Below are 22828 nucleotides of genomic sequence, written 5' to 3'. Positions count from 1 at the left end.
ATGCTGATGGGGATCGTCGACGCAATGCCTGAGCACTGGAGGAACCGGAGGACCGCCGGCGCGATCACCGCGCCGTCGGCGATCCTGCTCGCAGGTGCGGGAGCGGCGGCCGGCATCCTGGCCGGGCTCGCGGCGCTGCCGGTCGTGGGGATCGCGGCCGCAGCATGGCTCGTGCGGGTGGCAACCCTCCTGCCTCGCCGGGCGGGCGGTGAGCACATCGATCCGATGAGCATCTCCGACCCATGGCGCGGGTTCGTGCGCGACGCGCTCGACGCGCAGCGCCGCTACCGCAAGGCGGTGGCCGCGGCCAACGAAGGCCCGTTGCGTCTGCGCCTCGTCGAGATCGGTGAGCGCATCGACGCCGGGGTCGATGAGTGCTGGCGGGTCGCGCGCCGCGCCGACGCGCTGGTCGACGCCATCGGCAACCTCGACGTGCTCGGCGCCCGCAAGGACCTGGAGGAGGCCAAGCAGGGCGAGTCGCGCAACGAGGTGCAGCAGAGCACCGTCAAGGCGCTCCAGGCGCAGGTGGACACGGCCGACCGGCTCATCGATGTCGCCGAGGATGCGCAGGACCGCATCAAGCTGCTGAACGCGCGCCTCGACGAGGCCGTCGCCCGGGCGGTCGAGCTCTCGATCCGGGCCGAGGACGTGGGCGAGCTCGGCGGCCTCGGCGACCAGGTCGAGGAGGTCGTGAGCGAGATGGAGTCGCTGCGGGTCGCGCTCGATGAGGCCGGCGGCACCGCCCAGGCAGCAGGGGCGAGCGCGTAGGCGGCGGCTTTGCCGACCGCCGAAGCAGGAGTCGTCGCCTGCGACGACGACCAATGGAGCGGGTAGAACCTCCCTCCATGCCCAACTAGCCTGCGGCCTCATGTGGAAGACGATCAAGAAGTGGTGGAAGTACCTGGGCGCGAAGCTGGGCTTGGCGTTCGAGGAGAAAGCGGACCCGAAGGTCCAGCTCGAGCAGGCGATCACCGAGGCACGTGATCAGCACCGCAAGCTGACCGAGTCGGCCGCGAACGTCATCGCCAACCAGAAGCAGCTCCAGCTCAAGCTCGACCGCGCCATCGAGGAGTACGAGAAGGCGAACAAGTCGGCGCGCCAGGCGCTCCTGCTCTCAGATCAGGAAATGCGCGCTGGCAACGCCGACAAGTCGGTGAGCTTCAACACGGCGGCCGAGTCGTTCGCCAACAAGATCATCAACCTCGAAGCCGAGATCGAGACGCTGAAGAAGGGTCTCCTCGATGCCACGCAGGCGTCAGAGAAGGCCAAGCAGATGGTCACGCAGAACTCGTCGGTGCTCCAGAAGAAGCTTGCCGAGCGCGAGAAGCTCCTCAGCCAGCTCGATCAGGCGAAGATGCAGGAGCAGATGAACAAGGCGATGGCCACGCTCAACGAGCAGGTCGGCGAAGACGTGCCGACCTTCGAGCAGGTGCGGGACAAGATCGAGAAGCGTCTCTCCAAAGCCCAAGCCACGTCCGACCTCACCGGCGCATCCGTCGACACGAAGATGCTCGAGGTCGAGCAGGCACAGATGAGTGCAGAGGCGGGTGCGCGGCTCAGCGAGCTGCGGTCCGAGCTCGGGCTCAGCGCGCCGGAGAAAGCGGCACCGAAGGCCGAAGCCAAGGGCGAGGCCAAAGAAGCCAAGGGCTAAGGCTCGCCAGCCGAGCAAGCGAGCGCCCGCGCCGCAGGTACCCTGCGGCGTAGCGAGCGGTCGCCGAGGTGAAGTGGAGCGGCCCGGCGCTAAGCGCCGAGAGCGGGAAGCAGGTCTTTGACCTCTTCGCGCTCGCCGACCAGCTCTTCGGTCGTCACCGCGATCTTGGCGCGGGCGAAGTCGTCGTGCTCCAGGCCCTCGACGATCTCCCACGTCTTGCCGTCGGTGCGGACTGGGAAGCCGAACTGCAAGCCCTCGGGCGCGCCGTACTCACCGTTGCTGACCACGGCGAGCGAGTGCCAGTCGCCCTTGGGAGTCTTCTGCCAGATGCTCTGCACCGACTCAACCGCGGCATGCGCGGCCGACGCCGCCGATGACGCGCCGCGCGCTTCGATCACCGCGGCGCCGCGCTTTTGGATCGTGTCGATGAACTCGGTCTCCAGCCACGCTCGATCGGTGATCACGTCGGTCGCCGACTTGCCTTCGATCTTTGCGTGCGTGAAGTCGGGGAACTGGGTGTTCGAGTGGTTGCCCCAGATCGCGAGGTTCGAGACGTCGCGCACCTTGACGCCCGCCTTGCGCGCCAGCTGGGTCTTGGCCCGGTTTTCGTCGAGACGGGTCATCGCGAACCAACGGTCGTCGGGCACGTCGGGCGCGTTCGTGCGCGCGATCAGGCAGTTCGTGTTGCACGGGTTGCCCACGACGAGCACCCGCACGTCTTCGGCTGCGTTCGCGTTGATGGCCTCACCTTGCGGCTTGAAGATGCCGCCGTTGATCGACAGCAGGTCGCGGCGCTCCATGCCCGCCTTGCGAGGGATCGAACCGACGAGCAGGCACCACGACGTGCCGTCGAACGCCTGTTTCAAGTCGGACGTGGCCACGATGCCCTCGAGCAACGGGTGCGCGCCATCTTCGAGCTCCATGACGACGCCCTCGAGCGACTTCATGACCGCCTCAATCTCGAGCAGGCGCAGGACGACCGGCTGGTCGGGTCCGAGCAGCGTGCCGTTGGCAACCTGGTGCACGAGCGCGTACCCGATCTGGCCCGCCGCGCCCGTCACTGTGACGTGGACCGGTGACTTCGTCATGAGCGCCTGAGGCTACCGAAGCGGCGCAGGTACCCTGCGCCGCAGGGAGGCGTTCGCCGAGGTAGGGAGGAGCGGCCCGGCGCCTAGCGCCGAGCGCGGGCAAAGAGGACTACCGGCGCGCCGCCGAGTCGACCGTTTCCAGGTCGAGCAGCAAGCTACGCGCCTCGGCCAGCTCGGCGAGCCGCTCGGCCGCGCCATCGGACGACGCTCCGTGGTCGGGGTGAGCGAGGCGAGCAAGGCGGCGGAAGCGCGCCTGCACGTCGTCGCGCTCCACGACCATGTCGGCCTTGAGACCGAGCACCTCCATCGCCCAGCGTCGCTCGGCAGGTACGCCGCGCCACCGATCGTCACCATTGGCAGATGGAGTCGGCCGCATGCCCGGAGCGAACGGTGCGAGGCCGGGCACGCCTTCGAGGAGTCGGCGAATCACGAAGCCCTCGGGGAGACTGCCGGAGCGCAAGGCGGCCTCGATGGCGCGCACCGCCGCCGCGCGAGTCAATTCCGGGAGGGCGGCCGCGGCCATCACCGCGCCGATCACCTGCGGCGCGGCACGCCCGTGGCAGTCGAGCTCGATCACAACCTGGCGCGCACCGCCGGTGAGCTCCTCGCCGATGATCCGGTGGCGCGACCGGTCGAGACCGTGTGTATCGATCTGGAGTCGGTAGCGCATCGCGATGCGCGGCACGTGCAACCCGGCGCGGGCGTCGTGCAGGAGCCGCGGGAGCATCTCCTGCTGGTCTTCGTCGAGCGCGCCGACGTGCTCAACGACCACGGCACCCAACAGCACGCCGCCGTACGCGGGACCATTCGTCGGCAGGTACATGCTGTCGAGCGCAACCCGTCGAGTGGGCATGTGCCGCCGTGTATGCCGAACGTTCAGCTCGGCGAGGAGCATGGCACCTAAATTCCCGCTCTTGGCGCTTCGCGCCTCCATTGGTCGTCGTCGCGAGCGACGACTCCGCGCTCCGGCGGTCGGCAAAGCCGCCGCCTGCGCCGGGCCGCTCGGGCCCCGCTCGCAGCGCCGCAGGGTACCTGCAGCGCGGCCGCTCGCTTCACAGCCGTTCGACGATGGCGGCGGCGAACTCGGAGGTCTTGACCTCTTTGGCGCCGTCCATGAGGCGGGCGAAGTCGTAGGTGACGATCTTGTCGGCGATCGTCGCTTCGATGCCGCGCACGATGTCGTCGGCGGCGTCTTGCCAACCGAGGTGCTCGAACATCATGACGCCGGAGAGGATCACCGAACCGGGGTTCACCTTGTCCTGGCCCGCGTACTTCGGTGCGGTCCCGTGCGTGGCCTCGAACACGCCGTGTCCGGTCACGTAGTTGATGTTCCCGCCCGGTGCGATGCCGATGCCACCGACCTGCGCGGCGAGCGCGTCGGAGAGGTAGTCGCCGTTCAGGTTGAGGGTGGCGATCACGTCGAACTCGTCGGGGCGAGTGAGCACTTGCTGGAGCGTGATGTCGGCGATCGAGTCCTTCACGAGGATCTTGTCGCCTGGATCACCGCCGCAGTCGTCCCACCCAACGGCGACATCCGAGAACTCGTCGCGCGTGAGCTCGTAGCCCCATTCACGGAACGCGCCTTCGGTGAACTTCATGATGTTGCCCTTGTGCACGAGGTTGACGCTCTTGCGGTTGCGCTTGACCGCGTACTGGATCGCGGCGCGGATGAGTCGCTTCGAGCCGCTCTCGGAGACCGGCTTGATGCCGACGCCGGAGTCGGGCTTGATCTCCCACCCGAACGCTTCCTTGAGCATCCCGATCAGCTTCTTCGCCTCGCGTGTGCCCTCTTCGACCTCGAGTCCGGCGTAGATGTCTTCGGTGTTCTCCCGGAAGATCACCATGTCGACCTTCTCGGGGTGCTTCACGGGCGACGGCACGCCGGTGAACCAGCGCACCGGGCGCAAGCACACGTACAGGTCCATGATCTGGCGCAGCGCGACGTTGAGGCTGCGGATCCCGCCACCGACTGGCGTGGTGAGCGGGCCCTTGATCCCGATCAGGTGGTCACGGAACGCCTGAACCGTCTCCTCGGGCAGCCAGTCGCCGGTGTTGTCGAACGCCTTCTGGCCCGCGAGCACCTCTTTCCATTCGATCGTCTTGCCGTGCTTCTTCGCGGCGGCGTCGAGCACCAGCTTCGACGCGGGCCAGATGTCGACGCCGGTGCCGTCCCCCTCGATGAAGGGGATGATCGGATCGTCCGGCACGTGCAGCACCCCGTCGACCAGGGTGATCTTCTCGGACATCAACCCACCTCGCACTCGCTCGCTCCGCTCGTTCGCCGCGCCCACCTAACGCGTTGCGGCGACGATCGCGAGCGTAACGAGGTAGACGACGAGAAAGCCCATCGCGGTCCACCAGAACAGTGGCTTCGTGAACACCGGCCGGTCGCCGACGCCGGCGAGGTCGAAGCCGCACACCGGACAGCGTGACTCGGCGCTGGTAACGCTGGTCTCGCACAGCGGGCACGCATCGACGACCGGCGGGACGGCCGGGGCGCTCATCCCGCCCGCCTCTCGGCGGCCTCGATGGCGTTCTTGAACAGCATCGCGATGGTCGTCGGTCCGACACCGCCGACGCGCGGGGTGATCGCGCCGGCAACCTCCTCGCAGGCTTCGTCCACGTCGGGCAACAGCTTCTTGCCCTCGTAACGAACACCGCCCCCCACCACCACAACCCCTGGCGTGATGTGCTCAGGCTGGAGGATCCCGGGCACACCCGCTGCGGCGATCACGATCTCCGCGCGACGCGTGTACTCCGGCCAATCCGGCACGCCGGTGTGGACCACGGTGACGGCGGCGTTGGCCGTCGGTCGCTTCTGCGACAACAACAACGCGAGTGGTCGACCGAGCGTGTAGCCACGACCGAGGATGCAGACCCCCCGCCCCGAGACGGGGATGTCGTAGTGCGCGAGCAATGCCTCGATGCCGGCGGGTGTGCATGGCACCGGGCCCGGCATGCCGAGTGCGAGCCGCCCCATGTTGAGCGGGTGCATGCCGTCGACATCCTTGTCGGGGTCGATGGCCAGGAGCGCGGCGTCGTAGTCGAGCTGCGGCGGCGTCGGGTGCTGCACGAGCATGGCGTCGACCGCTGGATCCTCGTTGAAATCGCGGATCACCGCGAGCAGCTCGGCCTGGCTCGTGCTCTCGGGAAGGTGCTCGCTCCGCGAATGACAGCCCAGCTCGACTGCCTTCTTGTTCTTCATGTCGACGTAGCGGACGCTCGCGGACTCGTCGCCGACGATGATCGTTCCCAGCCCCGGTGTGAAGCCTCGGTCGACAAGCTTCTCGATCCGAGGCACCAGCGACTCGAACATCGCGTCGGCGACCGGCTGACCCGGCAGCATGCGGCCCATCAGTGGAGAAAGTGGCGCTCGCCGGTGAAGACCATGGCGAGACCAAGCTCGTCGGCGCGTTCGATGTTGGGCTCGTCGCGCATGGCCCCTCCGGGCTGGATGACCACCGCGACGCCGGCCGCGGCCGCAGCCTCGATGCCATCGGGGAACGGGTAGAACGCGTCGCTCGCGCACGCGCCGCCTGTGGCTCGGCCCGCCGCCTTCTTCGCCGCGATCTCCCCCGCTTCGACCCGGTTCTGCTGGCCGGCGCCGATGCCGACGGCTTGGCCGTCCTTGACCAGCACGATGGAGTTGGACTTCACGTGGCCGCAGATCCGCCAGGCCAGCTCCACGTCTCGCCACTGCGCGTCGGTGGGCGCGACCTTGGTGACCACGCGCCAGTCGTCGCGGCCGGCCACGAAGCGGTGCGGCTCCTGCAGGAGGAAGCCACCGGAGATCTGGCGCACGTCTCGCTCCAGCGGCTCCGGGGCCGGCGCTTCCAGGATTCTCGTGTTCTTGCGCTTTGCGACGAGCGCCTCGACGGTGCCCTGGTCGTGGGCAGGGAAGATCACGACGTCGGCCTGCGGCCCGGCGACCATGAGCTCCGCGGTGGCCGCATCGAGCGGGCGGTTCAGCGCCACGATCCCACCGAACGCGGAGCGCTCGTCGCCCTCGAGCGCGCGCTGGTACGCGGTCGCGAGGTCATCGGCAACCGCGACGCCGCACGGATTGGCGTGCTTGATGATGGCGCACGCCGGCTCACCCCCGAGATCGTGTACCAACCGCCACGCGGCGTCGGTGTCGTAGAAGTTCAGGTACGAGAGCGCGAGACCCGCGTGCTGGTGCACGCCGTCCCACCAGCTAGTCGTGCCGGTGAGGCGATAGCGCGCACCTTGCTGGTGTGGGTTCTCGCCGTAGCGCAGCTCGTCGTCGGTGCGTTCGAGCGAGAGCACGAGATGACCCGGGAGGAGATCGTCGCCCTCGAGCCAATGGACGATGGCCGCGTCGTACGCGGCCGTGCGGGCGAACGCCTCGAGCGCGAGCGCCCGCCTCGTGTCGATCGAGAGCTCGCCTCCGTTCGTGCGGAGCTCCTCGAGCACGCCGTCGTACTGCTCAGGGCTCGTGACCACGCCGACCCAGGCGTGGTTCTTCGCCGCGGCCCTCACCATCGCCGGTCCGCCGATGTCGATCGTCTCGATGTCAGGGCGTTCCTCGAACGGATAGAGGTTCGAGACCACGAGATCGAACGGCTCGATGCCGTGCGTCTCGAGATCGGCCCGGTGTGACTCCTTCCCGCGGTCGGCGAGGATGCCGCCGTGGATCTTCGGGTGCAGCGTGACCACCCGGTGCTCGAGCATCTCGGGCGAGCTGGTCACGTCAGCGACCGCCGTCACCGGCACTCCCGCTTCGGCGATCGTGGCCCCCGTGGCACCCGACGCCACGAGCGCAAACCCGAGCTCGTGCAGCCCGCGCGCGAGGTCGGCCAGACCCGTCTTGTCGTATACCGACAGCAGCGCCCGGCGCGTCACGACGCTGCCTCGAGCTGTTCGCGGATCACTTGTGGGTACAGCGTGCGCTCCACTTCCTTGATGCGCTCGTGCAGCGACTCCTCGGTGTCGTCGGGCAAGACCGGTACCTCAACCTGGGCGAGGATCGGGCCCTCGTCGACTTCGAGCGTCGCAAGGTGCACCGTGCAACCGGTCATGTCGATACCCGCCGAGAGTGCGTCGCGCACCGCGTGCCAGCCTTTGAATGCAGGGAGCAACGACGGGTGGGTGTTGAGGATGCGTGACGGATACGCGTCGTGAATCTCTTGCGACAGGATCGTGCCGAAGCCGGCCATCGCCACAAGATCCACCTCATGGCGCTTCAGCGCGTCGACCACGCGATGGGTGTAGCCGTCACGGTCGAAGTCGGCGGCAAACGACTCTCGCTCTACGAGCTCGACGGCCACACCGGCCGCTTCGGCGCGCCCCACCGCGGCGCATTCTCGGTCGACCACGGTGACGGCCACGGGGAGCCCGGCGTCGAGCAGGGCCTGGAGGATCGTCCCGCTCCCGGACGCGAGCACTCCGAGCCGCCGCATGGAGCGGACAATATCGGACGGGTTGTAACCACTCTCAGGCCCGCGAAGTCGGGCGCGGTCAGTCCTTGGTCCTTGCATCGAGGACGAATCCGTGGTGGGCTGCCACCGGGCGCCCGAACGGCGGTCGCGCCCTCAATTGACTGTCGTTCGGAGGCAACTGAATGGCTGTAGATATCAAGAAGCTTTCCCGCGGCGAGCAGCTCATCTGCGTCAGCGGGATCGTCCTGCTCATCTTCTCGTTCTTCAAGTGGTACAAGGTCGATGACGCCATCGACACTCAGGGCTTCGACCCGGGCATTAACGGCTGGGACACCACGCTCGGCTGGCTCGCAGTGCTGGTCGGCATCGTGATGGTGGGGCAGATCCTTGCTTCCAAGTTCGGAAACATGAACGTGGATGCGCCCGGGAGCGTCACGTGGGGTCAGATCCATCTGGGTCTTGGCGTCGTTGCGCTCCTGTTCCTCACCATCCGGCTCATCGACGTACCCGGCGCCTTTGGTTTCGACGAGGCCTTCGATCGGGCGATCGGCCTCTTCGTGAGCTTCGTCGCCGCGGTGGGTCTTGCGCTCGGTGGCTACCTGAAGTTCCAAGAAGAGAAGGCTGGTGGTGGCGCAGTGCCGCCGCGGCCGCCGGCTGCGTAGGCAGCTTTCACACGCACTCGAGCGGCCCCCGCTTCGGCGGGGGCCGCTCCGCGTCACGGCGCGGTTGCCAGCCGTGTTGACGAAGTAGTCAGCGGCGGACCAATCTGCCGCTTCGACCAAGAGGGGGTCTGAATGAGCTCAGTCATCTCCACCTCGACCGGCTTCTTCGAGAAGCTCGGTTGGCGGAGTCAACGTCGTCCCGAGCCAGGCTTTGCGCATGTGCTCGGCGCCGGTGCGGGGGCGTTCATCGTCTTCGCTACCGCTTCATTGATCACGGAGGTCACGAGCGACGACCCGACCTTGCCGGGCATCCTCTTCAGTGTTGCGCTGCTCGTGATCGGCACCGTCGTCGGCGCGCAGATCTCCGGACCGGTCCGCACCGGCGCGGTGACGCTGATCGTGTTCGCCGTCCCGCTGCTGTGGAACTACGTGTTGTTCAGCGACGGAGGCAGCGGCGAAGGCGATCTCCGCATCTTCTATGCGGTCACCATCGTCAGCTACGCGGTCCTCTATACGGTCCTGTGGACGAAGGGCCGCGGCATCCTGCTGGGCCTCGTGCTCCTGCTGCTGTTCTCGTGGATCGTCTGGGAGATCGACAACGGCAACGGCGCCCTCCCCTTCCAGGGAGAGGTGACGTCCTCGGAGTCGCCGCTCGGCGGTTCGGGCACGCCGTTCATCGACGGGTCCGCGGACGCAGGTGACAACACCAGCGAGACCGGTGTCGCTGCGATGATCATCGGGCTCGTGTACCTCGGCGCGGCAGCGGCGCTCGATCGCAAGAAGCTCGCCGGTGCGGCAACGCCATTCATCTTCGCGGGACTGGTCGCCACGATCTCGGGATCTGTCGTCCTCGCTGTCAGAGAGGACGCGATCGTGGGCGGGCTCTTGTTGGCGCTCGCCGGGCTACTCGTGGGCCTCGTCGGTGGGTGGGGAACGGATCGACGGTTCTCGACGTGGATCGGCGTGATCCTCATCGTGATCGGACTCACCATCGTCTCGGCTGACGTCGCGAACAGCAACCTTGGCCTTGCCGGGATGTTCGCGGCCATGGCGCTGGGTCTGGGCGGACTCGCCTGGTACGCCGCGCCGCGGCTGAACGAGTACGTCGACGGGAACGTGGACGCCGGGACGACCGGCTAGCGCCCGAACCTGGAGATGCGGAGGGGTCGTCGCTCGGCCTAGAGCTTGGCGACGACCCCGACCATCTTCTCGCCCGCTTCGGTGGGATTGAGCGCCACCAGGGCACCGGCGTCCTCGAGCGCATCCATCTTCGCCGCCGCAGTGCCCTTGCCTCCCGACACGATGGCGCCCGCGTGGCCCATCTTCTTACCGGGCGGCGCGGTGACGCCCGCGATGTAGGTGACCACCGGCTTGCTCATCTCGGCCTTGATGAACGCGGCCGCTTCCTCCTCGGCCGAGCCACCGATCTCACCGATCATCATCACGGCCTTCGTCTCTGGATCGGCCTCGAAGGCGCGCAGGCAGTCGATGAAGCTCGTGCCCGGCACCGGGTCGCCGCCGATGCCGACGCACGTGGTGACGCCGATGTCGTTGGTCTTGAGCTCGTAGAGGGCCTGGTAGGTGAGCGTGCCCGATCGACTCACGATGCCGACCGGCCCGCCCTCCTTGGCGATGTGCCCGGCGGTGATCCCGATGTTGCACTTGCCCGGACTGATGATCCCTGGGCAGTTGGGCCCGAGCAGCTGCACGTTCGGGTGGTCGCGCCGGAGCTTGTTGTAGAACCACGCTTCGTCGTGCGCGGGCACGCCCTCGGTGATCACCACGATCAGCTCGACGCCGCCCGCGGCCGCGTCCATCACGGCGTCCTTCACGCCCGGCGCCGGGATGAACACGCACGACACGTTTGCGCCGGTCGCCTTCACCGCCTCCGCAACGGTCGCGAAGATCGGGATGCCGTCGACGTCGGTGCCGGCTTTCTTCGGGTTGGTGCCCGCGACCACCTGGGTGCCGTAGTCGCGGTTGAGCTGTCCGTAGAAACTGCCTTGTGAACCCGTGAGGCCCTGGTAGACGACCTTCGTGGTCTCGTCCACAAGGATGGCCACGACTACTTCCCCTCTCCCGCTCTCGGCGCGAACGCGCCGGGCCGCTCCACCCCACCTCGGCGGCCGGCTCGCTGCTTTGGGCGCAGGGTACCTGCGCCGCTGGCGCTCACCTCGGCCTCGCTTGGGCCAGCTCCACGACCCGGCGGGCCGCGTCGACCATCGTCGGCTGGATCTGGAGCGACTCGGACAGGTGTGACTCGAGGATCTTCCTGCCCTCGTCGGCGTTGGTGCCGTCGAGGCGGATGACGATCGGCGCATCGATGGCCACCCGCTCGAGCGCGGCGACGATCCCGTTGGCCACCTCTTCGCCCTTCGTGATGCCGCCGAAGATGTTGATGAAGATCGAGCGCACGTCGGGGTCGTTGTTGATCACCTCGAGTGCGCCCGTCATGACCTCGGCGTTGGCGCCGCCGCCGATGTCCAGGAAGTTGGCGGGCTTGCCACCGACCTGGCTCACGATGTCGACGGTGCTCATCGCCAACCCGGCGCCGTTGGCGATGATGCCGACGTAGCCCTCGAGCCCCACGTACTGAAGGCCCTTGTCGTGCGCGGCGCGTTCGCGCTCGTCACGCACCTGGGTGGCGTCGTACTCCTTGTACTCGGGGTGGCGGAACACGGAGTTGTCGTCGAGCGTGACCTTGGCGTCGAGCGCGTGCACCGTCCCATCGGGCTTGAGAATGAGTGGGTTCACTTCGGCAAGGTCGGCGTCGGCATCCACGTAGCAGTGCCACAGCTTCAGGAGGAGCTCGACGGCGCCGTCGTTCGCCTCGGTGTCGAGCCCCGCCTCGGCCACCCACTCGCGACACCGCGCTTCGTCGAGGCCGTCCACCGGGTCGACGTGGAGTCGCGCGATGGCGTCAGGACTGTCCTTGGCGACTTGCTCGATGTCGATGCCGCCCTGGGCAGAGAGCATTCCGAGGTGGAGCTTTGCGGCTCGGTCGAGCGTGAACGACGCGTAGTACTCGCTCTTGATGTCGCTCGCCTGCTCGATCCAGACGATCTCGACGACGTGACCCTTGAGGTCCATGCCGAGGATGTTCGACGCATGGGTGCGGCACTCGTCGGCGTCGGCCGCGAGCTTGATACCGCCAGCCTTGCCGCGCCCCCCGACCTGCACCTGGGCCTTGACCACGACCGGATACCCGATGCGGTCGGCGGCCGCGACCGCCTCGTCAGCCGTGCGGGCCACCTCACCCGGTGAAACGGGGATCCCGTAGCGCGCGAACAGCTGCTTGCCTTGATACTCGAACAAGTCCAATTTTCCGCTCCTGGCGCATGGCGCCGGGCCGCTAGGCCCCGGCTCGCTGCGGCGCAGGGTACCTGCGCCGCGGTCGCTCACCTTCAATCAACCAGTCAGACTCGCCTCGCGCTCATCGAGTGCCTGTTCGAGCCAGGTGGTGATCTCGTCGAGCTGCGTGCCCGGGGTGAACAAGCGGGCGACTCCCGCGGCTTGGAGCGCGGTCTGATCATCGTCGGGGATGATGCCGCCACCGAACACCAGCACGTCGCCGCGTCCGCGCTCCTGGAGCAGCTCCACCACCTTCGGGAAGAGCGTGAGGTGTGCGCCCGACAACACGGACAGTCCGACCGCGTCGGCATCCTCCTGGAGCGTCGCTTCGGCAACCTGCTCGGGTGTCTGGAAGAGGCCGGTGTAGATCACTTCGAAGCCAGCGTCGCGCAACGCACGGGCGATCACCTTGGCGCCCCGGTCGTGCCCGTCGAGCCCAGGCTTGGCGATGACGACGCGGTAACGCCGGCGCATGATCCTTCCCTTTCCCCTTGCTTGGTCCTTCGGCGACTCTCGGGCCGTCACCCTAATCAGGGTCGCGCTCGCTCGGGCTCGGGGACCAACTCCATGGTCGACGTCGCAGGCTCCGTCTCGTGGGTGACGAGCGGCAAGGCCACTCGTCACCCGAGCCCGCCCTCTCCGAGGGACGCTCGGCTGCTCGCAACGACAAGAATGCGAGACGTGCCGCCCAGCCGATCCGACCGCCAGCTCCTCTTGATCACGGGAAGTTTCCTCGTGATCGCGGCCGTGTTCTTCGGTGGTGTGCTCTGGGTCGCAACGCTGCGCAAGAGCAGCGACAACGGACCCCAGTACATCGGACGGGAGCGCTCGCTGGAGCGGAAGATCCTGAAGGCGAGCCCGTACTACTTCGCCAACCCGAGCGGCGGCGACGGCTACTGGCTCGATGTTGAAGACGGCGAGCTCGTGGCGCTCGTCCTCGATCGGCCCGGCACGAAGGACTGCGTGGTCAAGTGGAAGGCTCAGCGCGACGCCTACGTCGACTGCAACGATCAGGAGCTGAGCTCCGAGAACCTCGACCGCTACAAGGTCACGATCGGCCCGCGTGACGGTTCGCCCAAGGGCTCGGTGTACGTCGACTTCCGCAAGATCTCACCTGCGCCGAACCGTGGGCTCAGCCCTTCCTGAGCGGGGCCCACGCGAGAAGGAGACGCTTCTCGCCGAGGTCGCGGAAGTTGATCGTCGCCTCAGCGCGGTCGCCCTGGCCCTCCACGTCGAGGATCACGCCCTCGCCGAACGTGTCGTGCACGACATCGTCGCCCACCTTCAGGCCGAGCGCGTCGGCGCCGTGGCCAACCATCGAGCCGCCGCTGGTGGATGCGCCCGCGGGCGCTGCGTTGCCCGAGCGCATCGCCGCCGCCACGATCGCGTCGCGGTGCTGCCCGAGCCCGCCGCGTGAGCGCTCTTCCCCGATCGAGTTCACGAGCTCTTCGGGGATCTCGGCGAGGAACCGGCTCGGCGGGTAGAAGTCGGTGTTCCCGAAGAGCGTGCGGCACCACGCGTGGCACAGGTAGAGGCGCTCGCGGGCACGCGTGATGCCCACGTAGCAGAGGCGTCGCTCCTCTTCGAGCTGCTCGGGGTCGCCGAGGCTGCGGATATGCGGGAACACACCATCCTCGAGCCCGGTCACGAACACGATGGGGAACTCCAAGCCCTTGGCCGAGTGCAGCGTCATGAGCGTGACCGCGCTCGTGTCGCCCTCGTCGACGTGCGGGTCGTTCTCCGCGGTGTCGAGGTCGGTGACGAGCGAGATGGCCTCGAGGAACGCCTGGAGGCGGGCGAGCCCTTGTGGCGCCTCGAAGGACGCGTGCGCCGAGCCGTCGGCTTCGAGCGCGGCGCCGACGCCGGCGATGCCGGGGAGGCCCGACACGTCGCCGCTGTCGAGCGCTTCGTCGAACTCTCGGCACACCCCCACGAGCTCCTGGAGGTTCTCGATGCGCCCCTGAGCCTCGATCGTGCGCTCGGACTCGAGCTCGGCCAGATACCCGGTGTGCTCGAGCATCGCCTCGACCGTGCGCGCCACGCCGCCGGCGGCGATCTTCTCGAACTCGCCCATGATGTCGAGCAGGTCGCGAACGCCGCCGAGCGACCGGCCACTCACGCCCGCGGCCGCCGCCTCTCGGAGCGCGTCACGGAAGGTGAGGCCACCGGCCTGGGCATACGCATCGACCTTGGCGATGGAGGTGTCGCCGACGCCGCGTTTGGGCGTGTTGACGATGCGCTTCCACGACACCTCGTCGTCGGGGTTCACGAGTGCGCGCAGGTAGGAAAGGGCGTCCTTGACCTCACGACGGTCGTAGAACTTGACGCCACCCACCACCCGGTACGGCACGCCGGCGCGCACCAACCGCTCCTCGATCACGCGGCTCTGTGCATTCGTGCGGTAGAAGACCGCGCACTCGCGGAACCGATGGCCCTCGCTCTCCGTCAGTCGCGTGATCTCGTTGACCACGAACGCGGCTTCGTCGTGCTCGTCTTCGGCGTGGTACCGCGTGAGCAGCTCCCCCTCGATCTCCTCGGTCCACAGGTGCTTGGGCATGCGCGCCACGTTGTTGGCAATCACCGCGTTGGCGGCGTCGAGGATCGCCCTCGTCGATCGGTAGTTCTGCTCGAGGAGGATGATCGTCGCTTCGGGAAACACCTCTTCGAACTTCATGAGATTACGAACGTCTGCCCCTCTCCAGGAATACACCGCTTGATCGTGGTCGCCTACGACCATGACATTGCGGTGCGCTTCGCCGAGCATGCGTACGAGCTCCCATTGCGCGAGGTTCGTGTCCTGGAACTCGTCGACGAGCACGTGGTGGAAGCGGCCGCGCCAGCGCTCGAGCACGTCAGGGTGCTCACGGAAGAGCTGCACGGCGAGTGCGAGCAGGTCGTCGAAGTCGACGGCTGACGCATCGAGGAGGCGGCGCTGGTACTCGGTGTAGACCTCGGCCAGTCGCCTCTCGGGTGGTGTGAACGCGGCGTCGGTCGCCTCCACGGGGCCGATCAGCTCGTTCTTCAGGGCTGAGATGCGGCCGTGGAGCTGGCGCGGGGGGAAGCGCTTCGGATCGAGGTTGAGGTCACGACGCACGTAGTCGACGAGCCGGACCGCGTCGGACTGGTCGTAGATCGAGAACGAGGAGCGCAACCCCACGTGCTGCGCCTCGCGCCGCAGGATGCGAGCACAGGCGGAATGGAACGTGCTGACCCACATTCGATGGGCGACCGGACCGACGAGCGCGGCCACCCGCTCCTTCATCTCGCCGGCGGCCTTGTTCGTGAACGTGATCGCGAGCAGGCCGAACGGCGACACCTTGCGCTCGGCGATCAAATAGGCGATCCGGTGCGTGAGCACGCGGGTCTTGCCCGAGCCTGCACCGGCAACGACGAGCAACGGCCCGTCGGGTGCAGTCACCGCATCACGTTGAACGGGATTCAGCCCCGCGAGGAGGTCCTCGCCGCGCGCGCGACCTTCAACGGGAGGCGCAATGGTGGGCTCAGCCATGACGCGGCCATCGTACAGACGTTCGATGACGCTTCCGTCCCACGCCGCGTTGCGGCGAGCGGTCACACCTCCAACATCAACGTGACCGGACCGTCGTTCACGAGCTCGACGAGCATGTGCGCGCCGAATACGCCAGTCGCCACGGTTGCACCCAAGCCTCGCAACGCGGTCACGAAGGCGTCGCAGAGCGGCTCCGCCTCCTCGGGGCGCGCCGCTTCGGTCCACGACGGGCGTCGGCCTTTGCGGGTGTCGCCGTAGAGCGTGAACTGGCTCACAACGAGCACCTCGCCACCGACGTCGGCCAAGCCGAGGTTCATCACGCCGTCGGGATCGTCGAACACCCGCAATGTCCACACCTTGTCGGCCAGGCGGTTCGCCTCGCCGTTGCCGTCCCCGTGCGTGACGCCGACGAGCACGCAGAGCCCCTGACCGATCTCACCCACGACCTCGGCGTCGATCCTGACCCTCGCTTCGGTCACCCGCTGAACGAGCGCTCGCACTGCCGCAGCGTACGAGGCGGCGACCGGAGCGACCTTCGGGAGCGGAGGAAGTTCGCAGCCGCTGGCGAGCGCCCGGAGGGCGGCGGCAGGTAGCCTGCCGCCGAGCGAGCGCGGCAATGAAGGAGCATCCGCCATGGCAGACGATCTGGAGCACGCCAAGAAGCGTCTCGACGATGAGTACGGGCAGACACGGCGGCGGTTCGACGAGATCCACGACGCCATGGACAGCGTCGCCCACGCAACGCCCGAAGAAGATCTCTACGAGCGCCTCAAAAACCTCGAGAAGAAGGTCCACAAGGTTCGCACCGGCGGATGGTTCCGCCCCGGTGCCCGCGGCCACAGCCGCGCGCTCAAGAAGTACAACGCGGCCAAGGCCGCGGCCGAAGGCCCCAAATTCCAGAAGTTCTAGGCGGCTTCGGTCTCCATCTTCGGCGTGTAACTGCCGGAGCGGGCCGCGCCGTTGAGGCGAGCGCGGTGTGAGAACGCCTTCTGCGCGGCACCGACGTTCGCTTCTTGGCCGAGCCAGGCCTTGAGCGCGGGTGCCTGGAGCGCGCGCCCGTACGAGAACGAGAGCTGCCACGGGTGCGGCCCGCTCTTGTTCATCTCGTTGAGTCGACTCGTGGCTTGCTCGTCGGTCTGGCCGCCCGAGAGGAACACGATGCCGGGAACCGCCGCCGGGACCGTGCGCTTGAAGCAGTGGATCGTGAAGTGCTCGACCCGCTCGTCGTCGACCTGCTCCGAGGAGTCGTAGCCCGGCAGCACCATGTTCGGCTTCAGCAATGTGCCCTCGAAGTGCACGTTCTGGTGGAACAGCTCGTCGTAGACCGCGTCGAGCACCGCCGACGTGACGACGAACGCCCGCTCGATGCTGTGGTCGCCCTCCATGAAGACCTCGGGCTCCACGATGGGCACGATGCCCGCTTCTTGGCACAGCGCCGCGTACCGGGCGAGTGCGTGGGCGTTCACCCGCACCGCGTAGTCCGACGGGAGCACGTCGCTGATCGTGTACGTGCCGCGCCACTTGGCGAAGCGCGCACCGAGGTCCTTGTACTCGGCGAGGCGCTCTCGCAGGCCGTCGAGCCCCTCGGTGATGGCCTCGTCCTCACCGGCGAAGGCGAGCGGGTGGGCGCCGGTGTCGACCTTGATGCCGGGGATGATCCCCCGGTCGGCGAGGAGCTTCGGGAATGGGGTGCCGTCGGATGACGACTGACGGATCGTCTCGTCGTAGAGGATCACGCCGCTGATGTGCTCCTCGGCGCCGTCCGTCGTGAAGAGCAGCTCTCGGTAGGCGCGGCGGCTCTCCTCGGTCGACTCCACCTTGATCGAGTCGAAGCGCTTCTTGATGGTGCCGCTCGACTCGTCGGCGGCAAGGATGCCCTTACCGGGGGCAACGAGGTCGTTGGCAGTAGATCTCAGCGCGTCAAGGTCCATGCCCCGATCCTAAGTCCTGGTCGCGCTCGCTCGCTCGGCTGCTCCGAGGCCTTACTCCCACTCGATGGTGCCGGGGGGCTTGCTGGTGATGTCGTAGGCGACACGGTTGATGCCGGTGACCTCGTTGATGATCCGTGAGGCGATGCGCTCGAGGAGGTCGTGGGGGAGGCGGGCCCAGTCGGCCGTCATCGCGTCCTCCGACGTAACCGCACGCACGATCACCGGGTGCTCGTAGGTGCGGCCGTCGCCCATCACGCCGACGGTCCGCACCTCCGCCGGGAGCACGGCAAAGCTCTGCCAGATCTCGCGGTAAAGACCGGCGCGCTGGATCTCCTCGACCACGATGTGGTCGGCCGCGCGCAGGGTTTCGAGGCGCTCGGGCGTGATCTCGCCGATGATCCGCACCGCCAGACCCGGGCCGGGGAACGGTTGGCGCCAGACGATCTCCTCGGGGAGGCCGAGCTCCTCACCCACGGCGCGCACCTCATCCTTGAAGAGGTGGCGTAGCGGCTCGACGAGCTCGAACTTCATGTCGGCGGGAAGCCCACCGACATTGTGGTGCGACTTGATCGTGGCGTTGTCGCCGCCACCCGACTCCACGATGTCGGGATACAGCGTGCCCTGCACGAGGAAGCGGGCATCGGACAGCTCGCGTGCAACCTCCTCGAACACGCGGATGAACGTCTCGCCGATGATCTTGCGCTTGTCTTCTGGTTCCGAGACACCCGTCAGCGCCTCGAGGAACCGATCGGCGGCCTTGACGTGCTCGAGGTCGACGTGGAACTGGCGCCGGAACGTCTCCTCGACCTGCTCGGCCTCGTTGAGCCGCAGCAGGCCGGTGTCGACGAACACGCAGGTGAGCTGGTCACCGATGGCACGGTGCACGAGCGCCGCGGCCACGGCGGAGTCCACGCCGCCGGACAGGCCGCAGATGACGCGTTCGTCGCCCACCTGCGCGCGGATCTCGGCGACCGCCTCGTCGATGATGTTCGTGTTCGTCCACGTGGGTCGGCAGTCACATGCGTCGAACAGGAAGGCGCGCAGCACTTCCTGGCCACGCTCGGTGTGCACCACCTCGGGGTGGAACTGCACGCCGTACAGGGCACGGTCCCGGTCTTCGAGCGCCGCGACCGGTGCACCCGGCGAGCTCGCGGTCACCGCGAACCCCTGCGGCGCGCCGGTGATGGCGTCGCCGTGGCTCATCCACACCTGCTGCTCCTCGGGCAGCGCGCTCAAGATCACCGACGAGCCCGACCGCGTCATCTGGGTGCGTCCGTACTCGCCGCCGCCCGTGCGCTCGACATTGCCGCCGAGCTGGAGCGCCACGAGCTGCGCGCCGTAGCAGATGCCGAGGATCGGCACGCCCGCGGCGTACACCGCGGGGTCGATCGAGGGCGCGCCGTCGACGTGCACCGACGCGGGGCCGCCCGAGAAGATGATCCCTTTCGGCCGCTTGGCCAGCATGTCAGCAAGCGGCATCGTGCGCGGCACGATCTCGGAGTACACGCGTGCCTCGCGCACGCGGCGGGCGATCAGCTGTGCGTACTGCGCGCCAAAGTCGACGACGAGGATCGTGTCGTGCTGTGGCGTCACCAGGCCGGGGCTAGCGCCCCATGCCGATGTGCTGCTCGCGCTGAAGAACCTTGCCCTCGGTCTTGAGCGCGGGTGCGACCATGACCTCGGCCTTCTGGAACTCCTTGAGCGTCTCGTAGCCGGTGGTCGCCATCGACGTGCGTAGCGCGCCGAACAGGTTGAGCGTGCCGTCGTTCTCGTGCGCCGGCCCGACGAGGATCTCGCTGAGCGAACCCTTGAGGCCCTGGTGCACCCGCGCGCCACGCGGCAGGGTGGGATGGAACGTCGCCATGCCCCAGTGGTAGCCCTTGCCGGGCGCTTCGTACGCGCTGGCGAGCGGCGACGCGACCATCACCGCGTCGGCGCCGCACGCGATCGCCTTGGCGATGTCGCCACCGGTGCGCATCCCGCCGTCGGCGATGACGTGCACGTAGACACCCGTCTCGTCGAGGTGCCGGATCCTCGCTCCCGCGGCGTCGGCGATGGCTGTGGCCTGCGGCACGCCGATTCCCAGCACACCCCGACTGGTGCACGCGTGACCAGGCCCCACACCCACCAGGATCCCGACGGCGCCCGTGCGCATGAGGTGGAGTGCCGTCGAGTACGACGCGCACCCGCCCACGATCACGGGGAGGTCGAACTCACGGATGAACTTCTTGAGGTTGAGCGGCTGGCGTGATTCGTCCTTCGACACGTGCTCGGCCGACACGACCGTGCCCTGAATGACGAGAATGTCGAGCTCGGCTTCGAGCACGGCGCTCGCGTGCGCCTCGACGCGCTGCGGCGTGAGCGATGCGCACGCGGTGACGCCTGAGTCCTTGATCTCGCGGATGCGCTTGCCGATGAGCTCTTCCTTCATCGGCTCCGCGTAGATCTCCTGCATGCGACGCGTTGCCTTTTCAGCCGGGAGGTCGGCGATCTCCTCGAACAACGGATCGGGATCGTCGTAACGCGTCCACAGCCCTTCGAGGTTCAAGCACGCGAGCCCGCCGAGGTTGCCGATCTCGACCGCGGTCTTCGGCGACACGACGTCGTCCATCGCCGCGGCCATGAGCGGCAGCCCGAACTTGAACGCGTCGATCTCCCAGGTGATGTCGACGTCTTCGGGGTCACGCGTGCGGCGACTCGGAACGATGGCGATGTCATCGAACCCGTAGGCACGCCGTCCGGACTTGCCGATCCCGATCTCGACTTCCACGTCCTGAGACTCCTCTTCTTGGTTCCGTGCCGGACGTCTTGGTTCCGTGCCGGACGTCTTGGTTCCGTGCCGGACGTCGAGAATACCGCCGTTTGTGGCCCCTTCCGGGACCCGCGATCAGCGTGCGCAGGGCGGTGGGTAGTGTCACGAGCAGCGAATTCCGCCGCCCCCGGCGACTCGTTCTTCCCCCATGAGCCACAAAATCCCCGCGCTCGCCCTCTTCGTCGTGGTCGCGCTGCTCGGCGCGGTCGCGCTCGGCGCCTTCGGTGATGATGGTCCGAGCATCCGAGCCGAGCCGGTGACGACCACGTCCGAGCCCACCACCTCCACCAGCACCGAGCCGCCGACCTCGACCACGACGGCCGTGGCCCCGACCACCGACGGCCAGGTCGTCCGCTACGGCGGACTGGAACTCACGGTCCCGACCGACTGGCCCGTGTACGACCTCGCCGCCGAGCCTCGCACCTGTGTACGAGTCGACCAGCACGCCGTCTTCCTCGGCGTGCCTGGCACCAGGCAGGACTGCCCCGCCCACCTCGTCGGGCACACCGAGACGGTCCTGATGACGCCGCTCGCGGCGGCATCCGAGATCGCAGTCGCCCGAGCGACCAAGCCCGCGGTGCTGAACGGCATGTCGGTGCTGGTGGACCCGAACCCCGACATCAGCGCTGCCCTCATCGTGGTGTTCCCAGATCTCGGCTTGGTCGCCTTCCTCACCTACGGCGAGACCGGGGCGGTGGCAACCCAGGTGCTCTCGACGTTCGTCCTCTCCTCATGATCGGTGTCCGTCGGGCCTTGGCCCGAGGCTCGCTGGTGCTGGTCGTGGCGCTGGTCGCGTGCCGACCGGTGACGGCGAGCGGGCCGACGAGCGCGCCCGCGCCGCCGATCGCACCGGGCGTCTCGACCCAGGCCCTCGGCGCCACCCAGACCGTCGGCGCTGTCTTCATCGGGGCCGCGTTCGACAAGTGCATGGCACCCACGACCTCGCAGATGGCGACGTGGTGGGCCGCGTCCCCGTACCGCGCGGCCGGGCTCTACCTCGGTGGAAGCAGCGCGGCGTGCCCGCCCTCCAGCGTGCCGCACCTCAACGCCGCCTGGGTGACCGCGGTCGGGAACCAAGGGTGGGGACTGCTCCCGTTATGGGTGGGGCGCCAGGCACCGTGCACCGGGTACACGCATCGCATCGACTTGAATGCGGGCGTCGCGGCGACGCAGGGCGCGCAAGAGGCCAATGCGGCCGCTGATGCCGCCGCCGCGTTCGGCATCGGGCCGGCAGCCGCGATCCGTCGCGAACCCGGGCAGGGCGGAGCCGTCTCGGCGCTCGGGAGTCCCATCTACTACGACCTCGAGCACTACAACGCCAGCGGCAATCAACCGTGCATCAACGCCGTGCTCGCGTTCGTGAGCGCGTGGGTCGCGCAGCTGCACGCGCGCGGCTATCAGGCCGGCTTCTACTCGAGCGGCTCTTCGGGCATCGTCCATCAGGTGGCGGTCGCGGAGAACAACCTCCCGTACAACCTCCCCGATGAGCTGTGGATCGCAGACTGGAACAACAGCCCCAACACCTACGGCAGCGCCTGGGTCCCCGACCACCTCTGGTACCACCACCGTCTTCATCAGTACCGGGGTGGGCACAACGAAACCTGGGGCGGTGTCACCTTCAACATCGACAACAACGCCAGCGACGGTTTGGTAACCCGCCCCGCGACGCCGAACCCCTCGGGCTGGCCAGGACCGACGCGCTAGCGGCGAGCGGTCAGGTGCTCCAAGAAGCCGGCCAGGATGTGCGCGGTCGCGCCCCACACGGTCTCGCCGGGGAGCTCGAAGAAGTGGATCGGCCGGTTGCGCCCGGGGGTCACGCCGACGCCGGCTGGGACGTCCCAGCGTTCCTCCCGGAACGTTGCGTCGTCGAGCAGCTCCGAGAGGGCGACGTCGAACACGCTCACCACCTCGGTCGGATCGGGCGAGAGCACAGGCCGGCCCGGCAACAACCCGACGAACGGTGTGAGCACGAAGCGCCCCATCACGGTGACCAAGCTGTCGAGCTCAGCCACGATCTCGACGGTCTGCGGATCGAGACCGATCTCCTCATGGGCCTCACGGAGCGCGGCGTCGCGCAGCGATCCGTCGAGCTCGTCGTCGAGCTTCCCGCCCGGGAACGCGATCTCGCCTTGGTGCGACGGCATCGTGTCGGGTCGCTTCGTGAGGAACACGTGCGTGTCCGGTCCGCGCCCGTCATCTCCCGGGTCCTCGAACAGCGCCAGCAGCACTGCGGCGGGGCGCGCCGTGCTCGGACCCACGGGCCGGCGCGGTTCCGGAAGGTCAGCGCACGCGGCGCGCACCTCGTCGAGCGTGAAGCGTCGTTGATGCGGGGCGAGCCGCGCCCACGCCGGCGGCCCACCGGGCTGGGCGGACGGCGGCCGCGGGATTCTCTGACGTCCTCCCCGCGCAGTCATGCATGATCGAGC

24 protein-coding genes are annotated in these 22828 nt (G+C 68.0%); 8 read left to right on the top strand and 16 right to left on the bottom strand.

Features of this window, described 5'->3' with window-relative positions; all coding sequences use genetic code 11:
• Complete coding sequence (locus WEE69_12280; protein MEX1146072.1) at positions 1-768, top strand: hypothetical protein; 768 nt, start codon at positions 1-3, stop codon at positions 766-768.
• Between the two features lie 100 nt (positions 769-868).
• Positions 869-1651, top strand: coding sequence for a PspA/IM30 family protein (locus WEE69_12275; protein ID MEX1146071.1), 783 nt, complete (start codon positions 869-871; stop codon positions 1649-1651).
• 89 nt (positions 1652-1740) lie between these two features.
• On the opposite strand, the gene WEE69_12270 is transcribed toward WEE69_12275, so the two are convergent.
• The 7 genes from WEE69_12270 to purN all read right to left on the bottom strand — a co-directional run bounded on the left by WEE69_12270 (position 1741) and on the right by purN (position 8159).
• Positions 1741-2739 carry a malate dehydrogenase gene (locus WEE69_12270; GenBank protein MEX1146070.1) on the bottom strand — a complete coding sequence of 333 codons (999 nt, stop codon included), beginning with the start codon at positions 2737-2739 and terminating at the stop codon, positions 1741-1743.
• 109 nt (positions 2740-2848) lie between these two features.
• Positions 2849-3592 (bottom strand): J domain-containing protein, encoded by a 744-nt coding sequence (locus WEE69_12265; GenBank protein ID MEX1146069.1) that lies wholly within the window; start codon positions 3590-3592, stop codon positions 2849-2851.
• Positions 3593-3791: 199 nt separating this feature from the next.
• A complete protein-coding gene (gene icd, locus WEE69_12260) occupies positions 3792-4988 on the bottom strand; it encodes an NADP-dependent isocitrate dehydrogenase (GenBank protein ID MEX1146068.1) in 1197 nt (398 codons plus the stop codon).
• A gap of 42 nt (positions 4989-5030) precedes the next feature.
• The gene (locus WEE69_12255) at positions 5031-5243 is read right to left on the bottom strand and encodes a hypothetical protein (protein ID MEX1146067.1); all 213 of its coding nucleotides are present in this window, start codon (positions 5241-5243) and stop codon (positions 5031-5033) included.
• Positions 5240-6094 carry a tetrahydrofolate dehydrogenase/cyclohydrolase catalytic domain-containing protein gene (locus tag WEE69_12250; protein MEX1146066.1) on the bottom strand — a complete coding sequence of 285 codons (855 nt, stop codon included), beginning with the start codon at positions 6092-6094 and terminating at the stop codon, positions 5240-5242. The genes WEE69_12255 and WEE69_12250 overlap by 4 nt, the downstream gene beginning before the upstream one ends.
• The gene (gene purH, locus WEE69_12245) at positions 6094-7602 is read right to left on the bottom strand and encodes a bifunctional phosphoribosylaminoimidazolecarboxamide formyltransferase/IMP cyclohydrolase (protein ID MEX1146065.1); all 1509 of its coding nucleotides are present in this window, start codon (positions 7600-7602) and stop codon (positions 6094-6096) included. Before purH ends, WEE69_12250 begins: the two co-directional genes overlap by 1 nt.
• Positions 7599-8159 carry a phosphoribosylglycinamide formyltransferase gene (purN, locus tag WEE69_12240; GenBank protein MEX1146064.1) on the bottom strand — a complete coding sequence of 187 codons (561 nt, stop codon included), beginning with the start codon at positions 8157-8159 and terminating at the stop codon, positions 7599-7601. Before purN ends, purH begins: the two co-directional genes overlap by 4 nt.
• 161 nt (positions 8160-8320) lie before the next feature.
• Here purN and WEE69_12235 point away from each other — a divergent pair, with 161 nt between their 5' ends.
• Together WEE69_12235 and WEE69_12230 are read left to right on the top strand one after the other, a co-directional pair.
• Complete coding sequence (locus WEE69_12235; protein ID MEX1146063.1) at positions 8321-8800, top strand: hypothetical protein; 480 nt, start codon at positions 8321-8323, stop codon at positions 8798-8800.
• A 132-nt stretch (positions 8801-8932) separates the two neighbouring features.
• On the top strand, positions 8933-9940 hold the full coding sequence (locus tag WEE69_12230) for a hypothetical protein (protein ID MEX1146062.1): 1008 nt from the start codon (positions 8933-8935) through the stop codon (positions 9938-9940).
• A gap of 38 nt (positions 9941-9978) precedes the next feature.
• On the opposite strand, the gene sucD is transcribed toward WEE69_12230, so the two are convergent.
• The 3 genes from sucD to WEE69_12215 all read right to left on the bottom strand — a co-directional run bounded on the left by sucD (position 9979) and on the right by WEE69_12215 (position 12625).
• On the bottom strand, positions 9979-10863 hold the full coding sequence (gene sucD / locus WEE69_12225; GenBank protein MEX1146061.1) for a succinate--CoA ligase subunit alpha: 885 nt from the start codon (positions 10861-10863) through the stop codon (positions 9979-9981).
• Positions 10864-10969: 106 nt separating this feature from the next.
• Positions 10970-12121, bottom strand: coding sequence for an ADP-forming succinate--CoA ligase subunit beta (gene sucC / locus WEE69_12220; protein MEX1146060.1), 1152 nt, complete (start codon positions 12119-12121; stop codon positions 10970-10972).
• Positions 12122-12208: 87 nt separating this feature from the next.
• Positions 12209-12625 carry a cobalamin B12-binding domain-containing protein gene (locus tag WEE69_12215; GenBank protein MEX1146059.1) on the bottom strand — a complete coding sequence of 139 codons (417 nt, stop codon included), beginning with the start codon at positions 12623-12625 and terminating at the stop codon, positions 12209-12211.
• 207 nt (positions 12626-12832) lie between these two features.
• Here WEE69_12215 and WEE69_12210 point away from each other — a divergent pair, with 207 nt between their 5' ends.
• Positions 12833-13297: a hypothetical protein gene (locus tag WEE69_12210; GenBank protein MEX1146058.1), complete on the top strand. Its 465-nt coding sequence runs from the start codon at positions 12833-12835 to the stop codon at positions 13295-13297.
• Here the strand turns inward: WEE69_12210 and WEE69_12205 are convergent.
• Positions 13284-15659, bottom strand: a complete 2376-nt coding sequence (locus WEE69_12205; GenBank protein MEX1146057.1) for a UvrD-helicase domain-containing protein — start codon at positions 15657-15659, stop codon at positions 13284-13286. The genes WEE69_12210 and WEE69_12205 overlap by 14 nt on opposite strands.
• 62 nt (positions 15660-15721) lie before the next feature.
• Positions 15722-16159, bottom strand: coding sequence for a D-aminoacyl-tRNA deacylase (gene dtd, locus WEE69_12200; GenBank protein ID MEX1146056.1), 438 nt, complete (start codon positions 16157-16159; stop codon positions 15722-15724).
• Positions 16160-16292: 133 nt separating this feature from the next.
• On the opposite strand from dtd, the gene WEE69_12195 reads away from it, so the two are divergent.
• On the top strand, positions 16293-16568 hold the full coding sequence (locus WEE69_12195) for a hypothetical protein (GenBank protein ID MEX1146055.1): 276 nt from the start codon (positions 16293-16295) through the stop codon (positions 16566-16568).
• Here WEE69_12195 and WEE69_12190 read toward each other — a convergent pair.
• Genes WEE69_12190 through WEE69_12180 form a run of 3 tightly spaced genes read right to left on the bottom strand, consistent with a single transcriptional unit; the run spans position 16565 to position 20360 of the window.
• Positions 16565-17590: a class I fructose-bisphosphate aldolase gene (locus tag WEE69_12190; protein ID MEX1146054.1), complete on the bottom strand. Its 1026-nt coding sequence runs from the start codon at positions 17588-17590 to the stop codon at positions 16565-16567. The two genes, WEE69_12195 and WEE69_12190, sit on opposite strands and share 4 nt — an antisense overlap.
• A 51-nt stretch (positions 17591-17641) precedes the next feature.
• Positions 17642-19183: a glutamine-hydrolyzing GMP synthase gene (gene guaA / locus WEE69_12185; protein ID MEX1146053.1), complete on the bottom strand. Its 1542-nt coding sequence runs from the start codon at positions 19181-19183 to the stop codon at positions 17642-17644.
• A gap of 10 nt (positions 19184-19193) precedes the next feature.
• Complete coding sequence (locus WEE69_12180; GenBank protein MEX1146052.1) at positions 19194-20360, bottom strand: GuaB3 family IMP dehydrogenase-related protein; 1167 nt, start codon at positions 20358-20360, stop codon at positions 19194-19196.
• Between the two features lie 190 nt (positions 20361-20550).
• Between WEE69_12180 and WEE69_12175 the strand changes: the two genes are divergently transcribed.
• The gene (locus tag WEE69_12175) at positions 20551-21138 is read left to right on the top strand and encodes a hypothetical protein (protein ID MEX1146051.1); all 588 of its coding nucleotides are present in this window, start codon (positions 20551-20553) and stop codon (positions 21136-21138) included.
• Positions 21139-21173: 35 nt separating this feature from the next.
• Positions 21174-22106 (top strand): DUF1906 domain-containing protein, encoded by a 933-nt coding sequence (locus WEE69_12170; GenBank protein MEX1146050.1) that lies wholly within the window; start codon positions 21174-21176, stop codon positions 22104-22106.
• On the opposite strand, the gene WEE69_12165 is transcribed toward WEE69_12170, so the two are convergent.
• Entirely contained in the window at positions 22103-22816 is a 714-nt protein-coding gene (locus WEE69_12165; GenBank protein MEX1146049.1) for a CoA pyrophosphatase, read from the bottom strand. The genes WEE69_12170 and WEE69_12165 overlap by 4 nt on opposite strands.
• Positions 22817-22828 lie beyond the last annotated feature (12 nt).

This window comes from Acidimicrobiia bacterium, from assembly GCA_040881685.1.
In the GTDB taxonomy this organism is placed as follows: Bacteria; Actinomycetota; Acidimicrobiia; order IMCC26256; family PALSA-555; genus SHVJ01.
The sequence above is the reverse complement of the archived record's forward strand: the minus strand, read 5'-3'. Positions and strand labels throughout refer to the sequence as shown.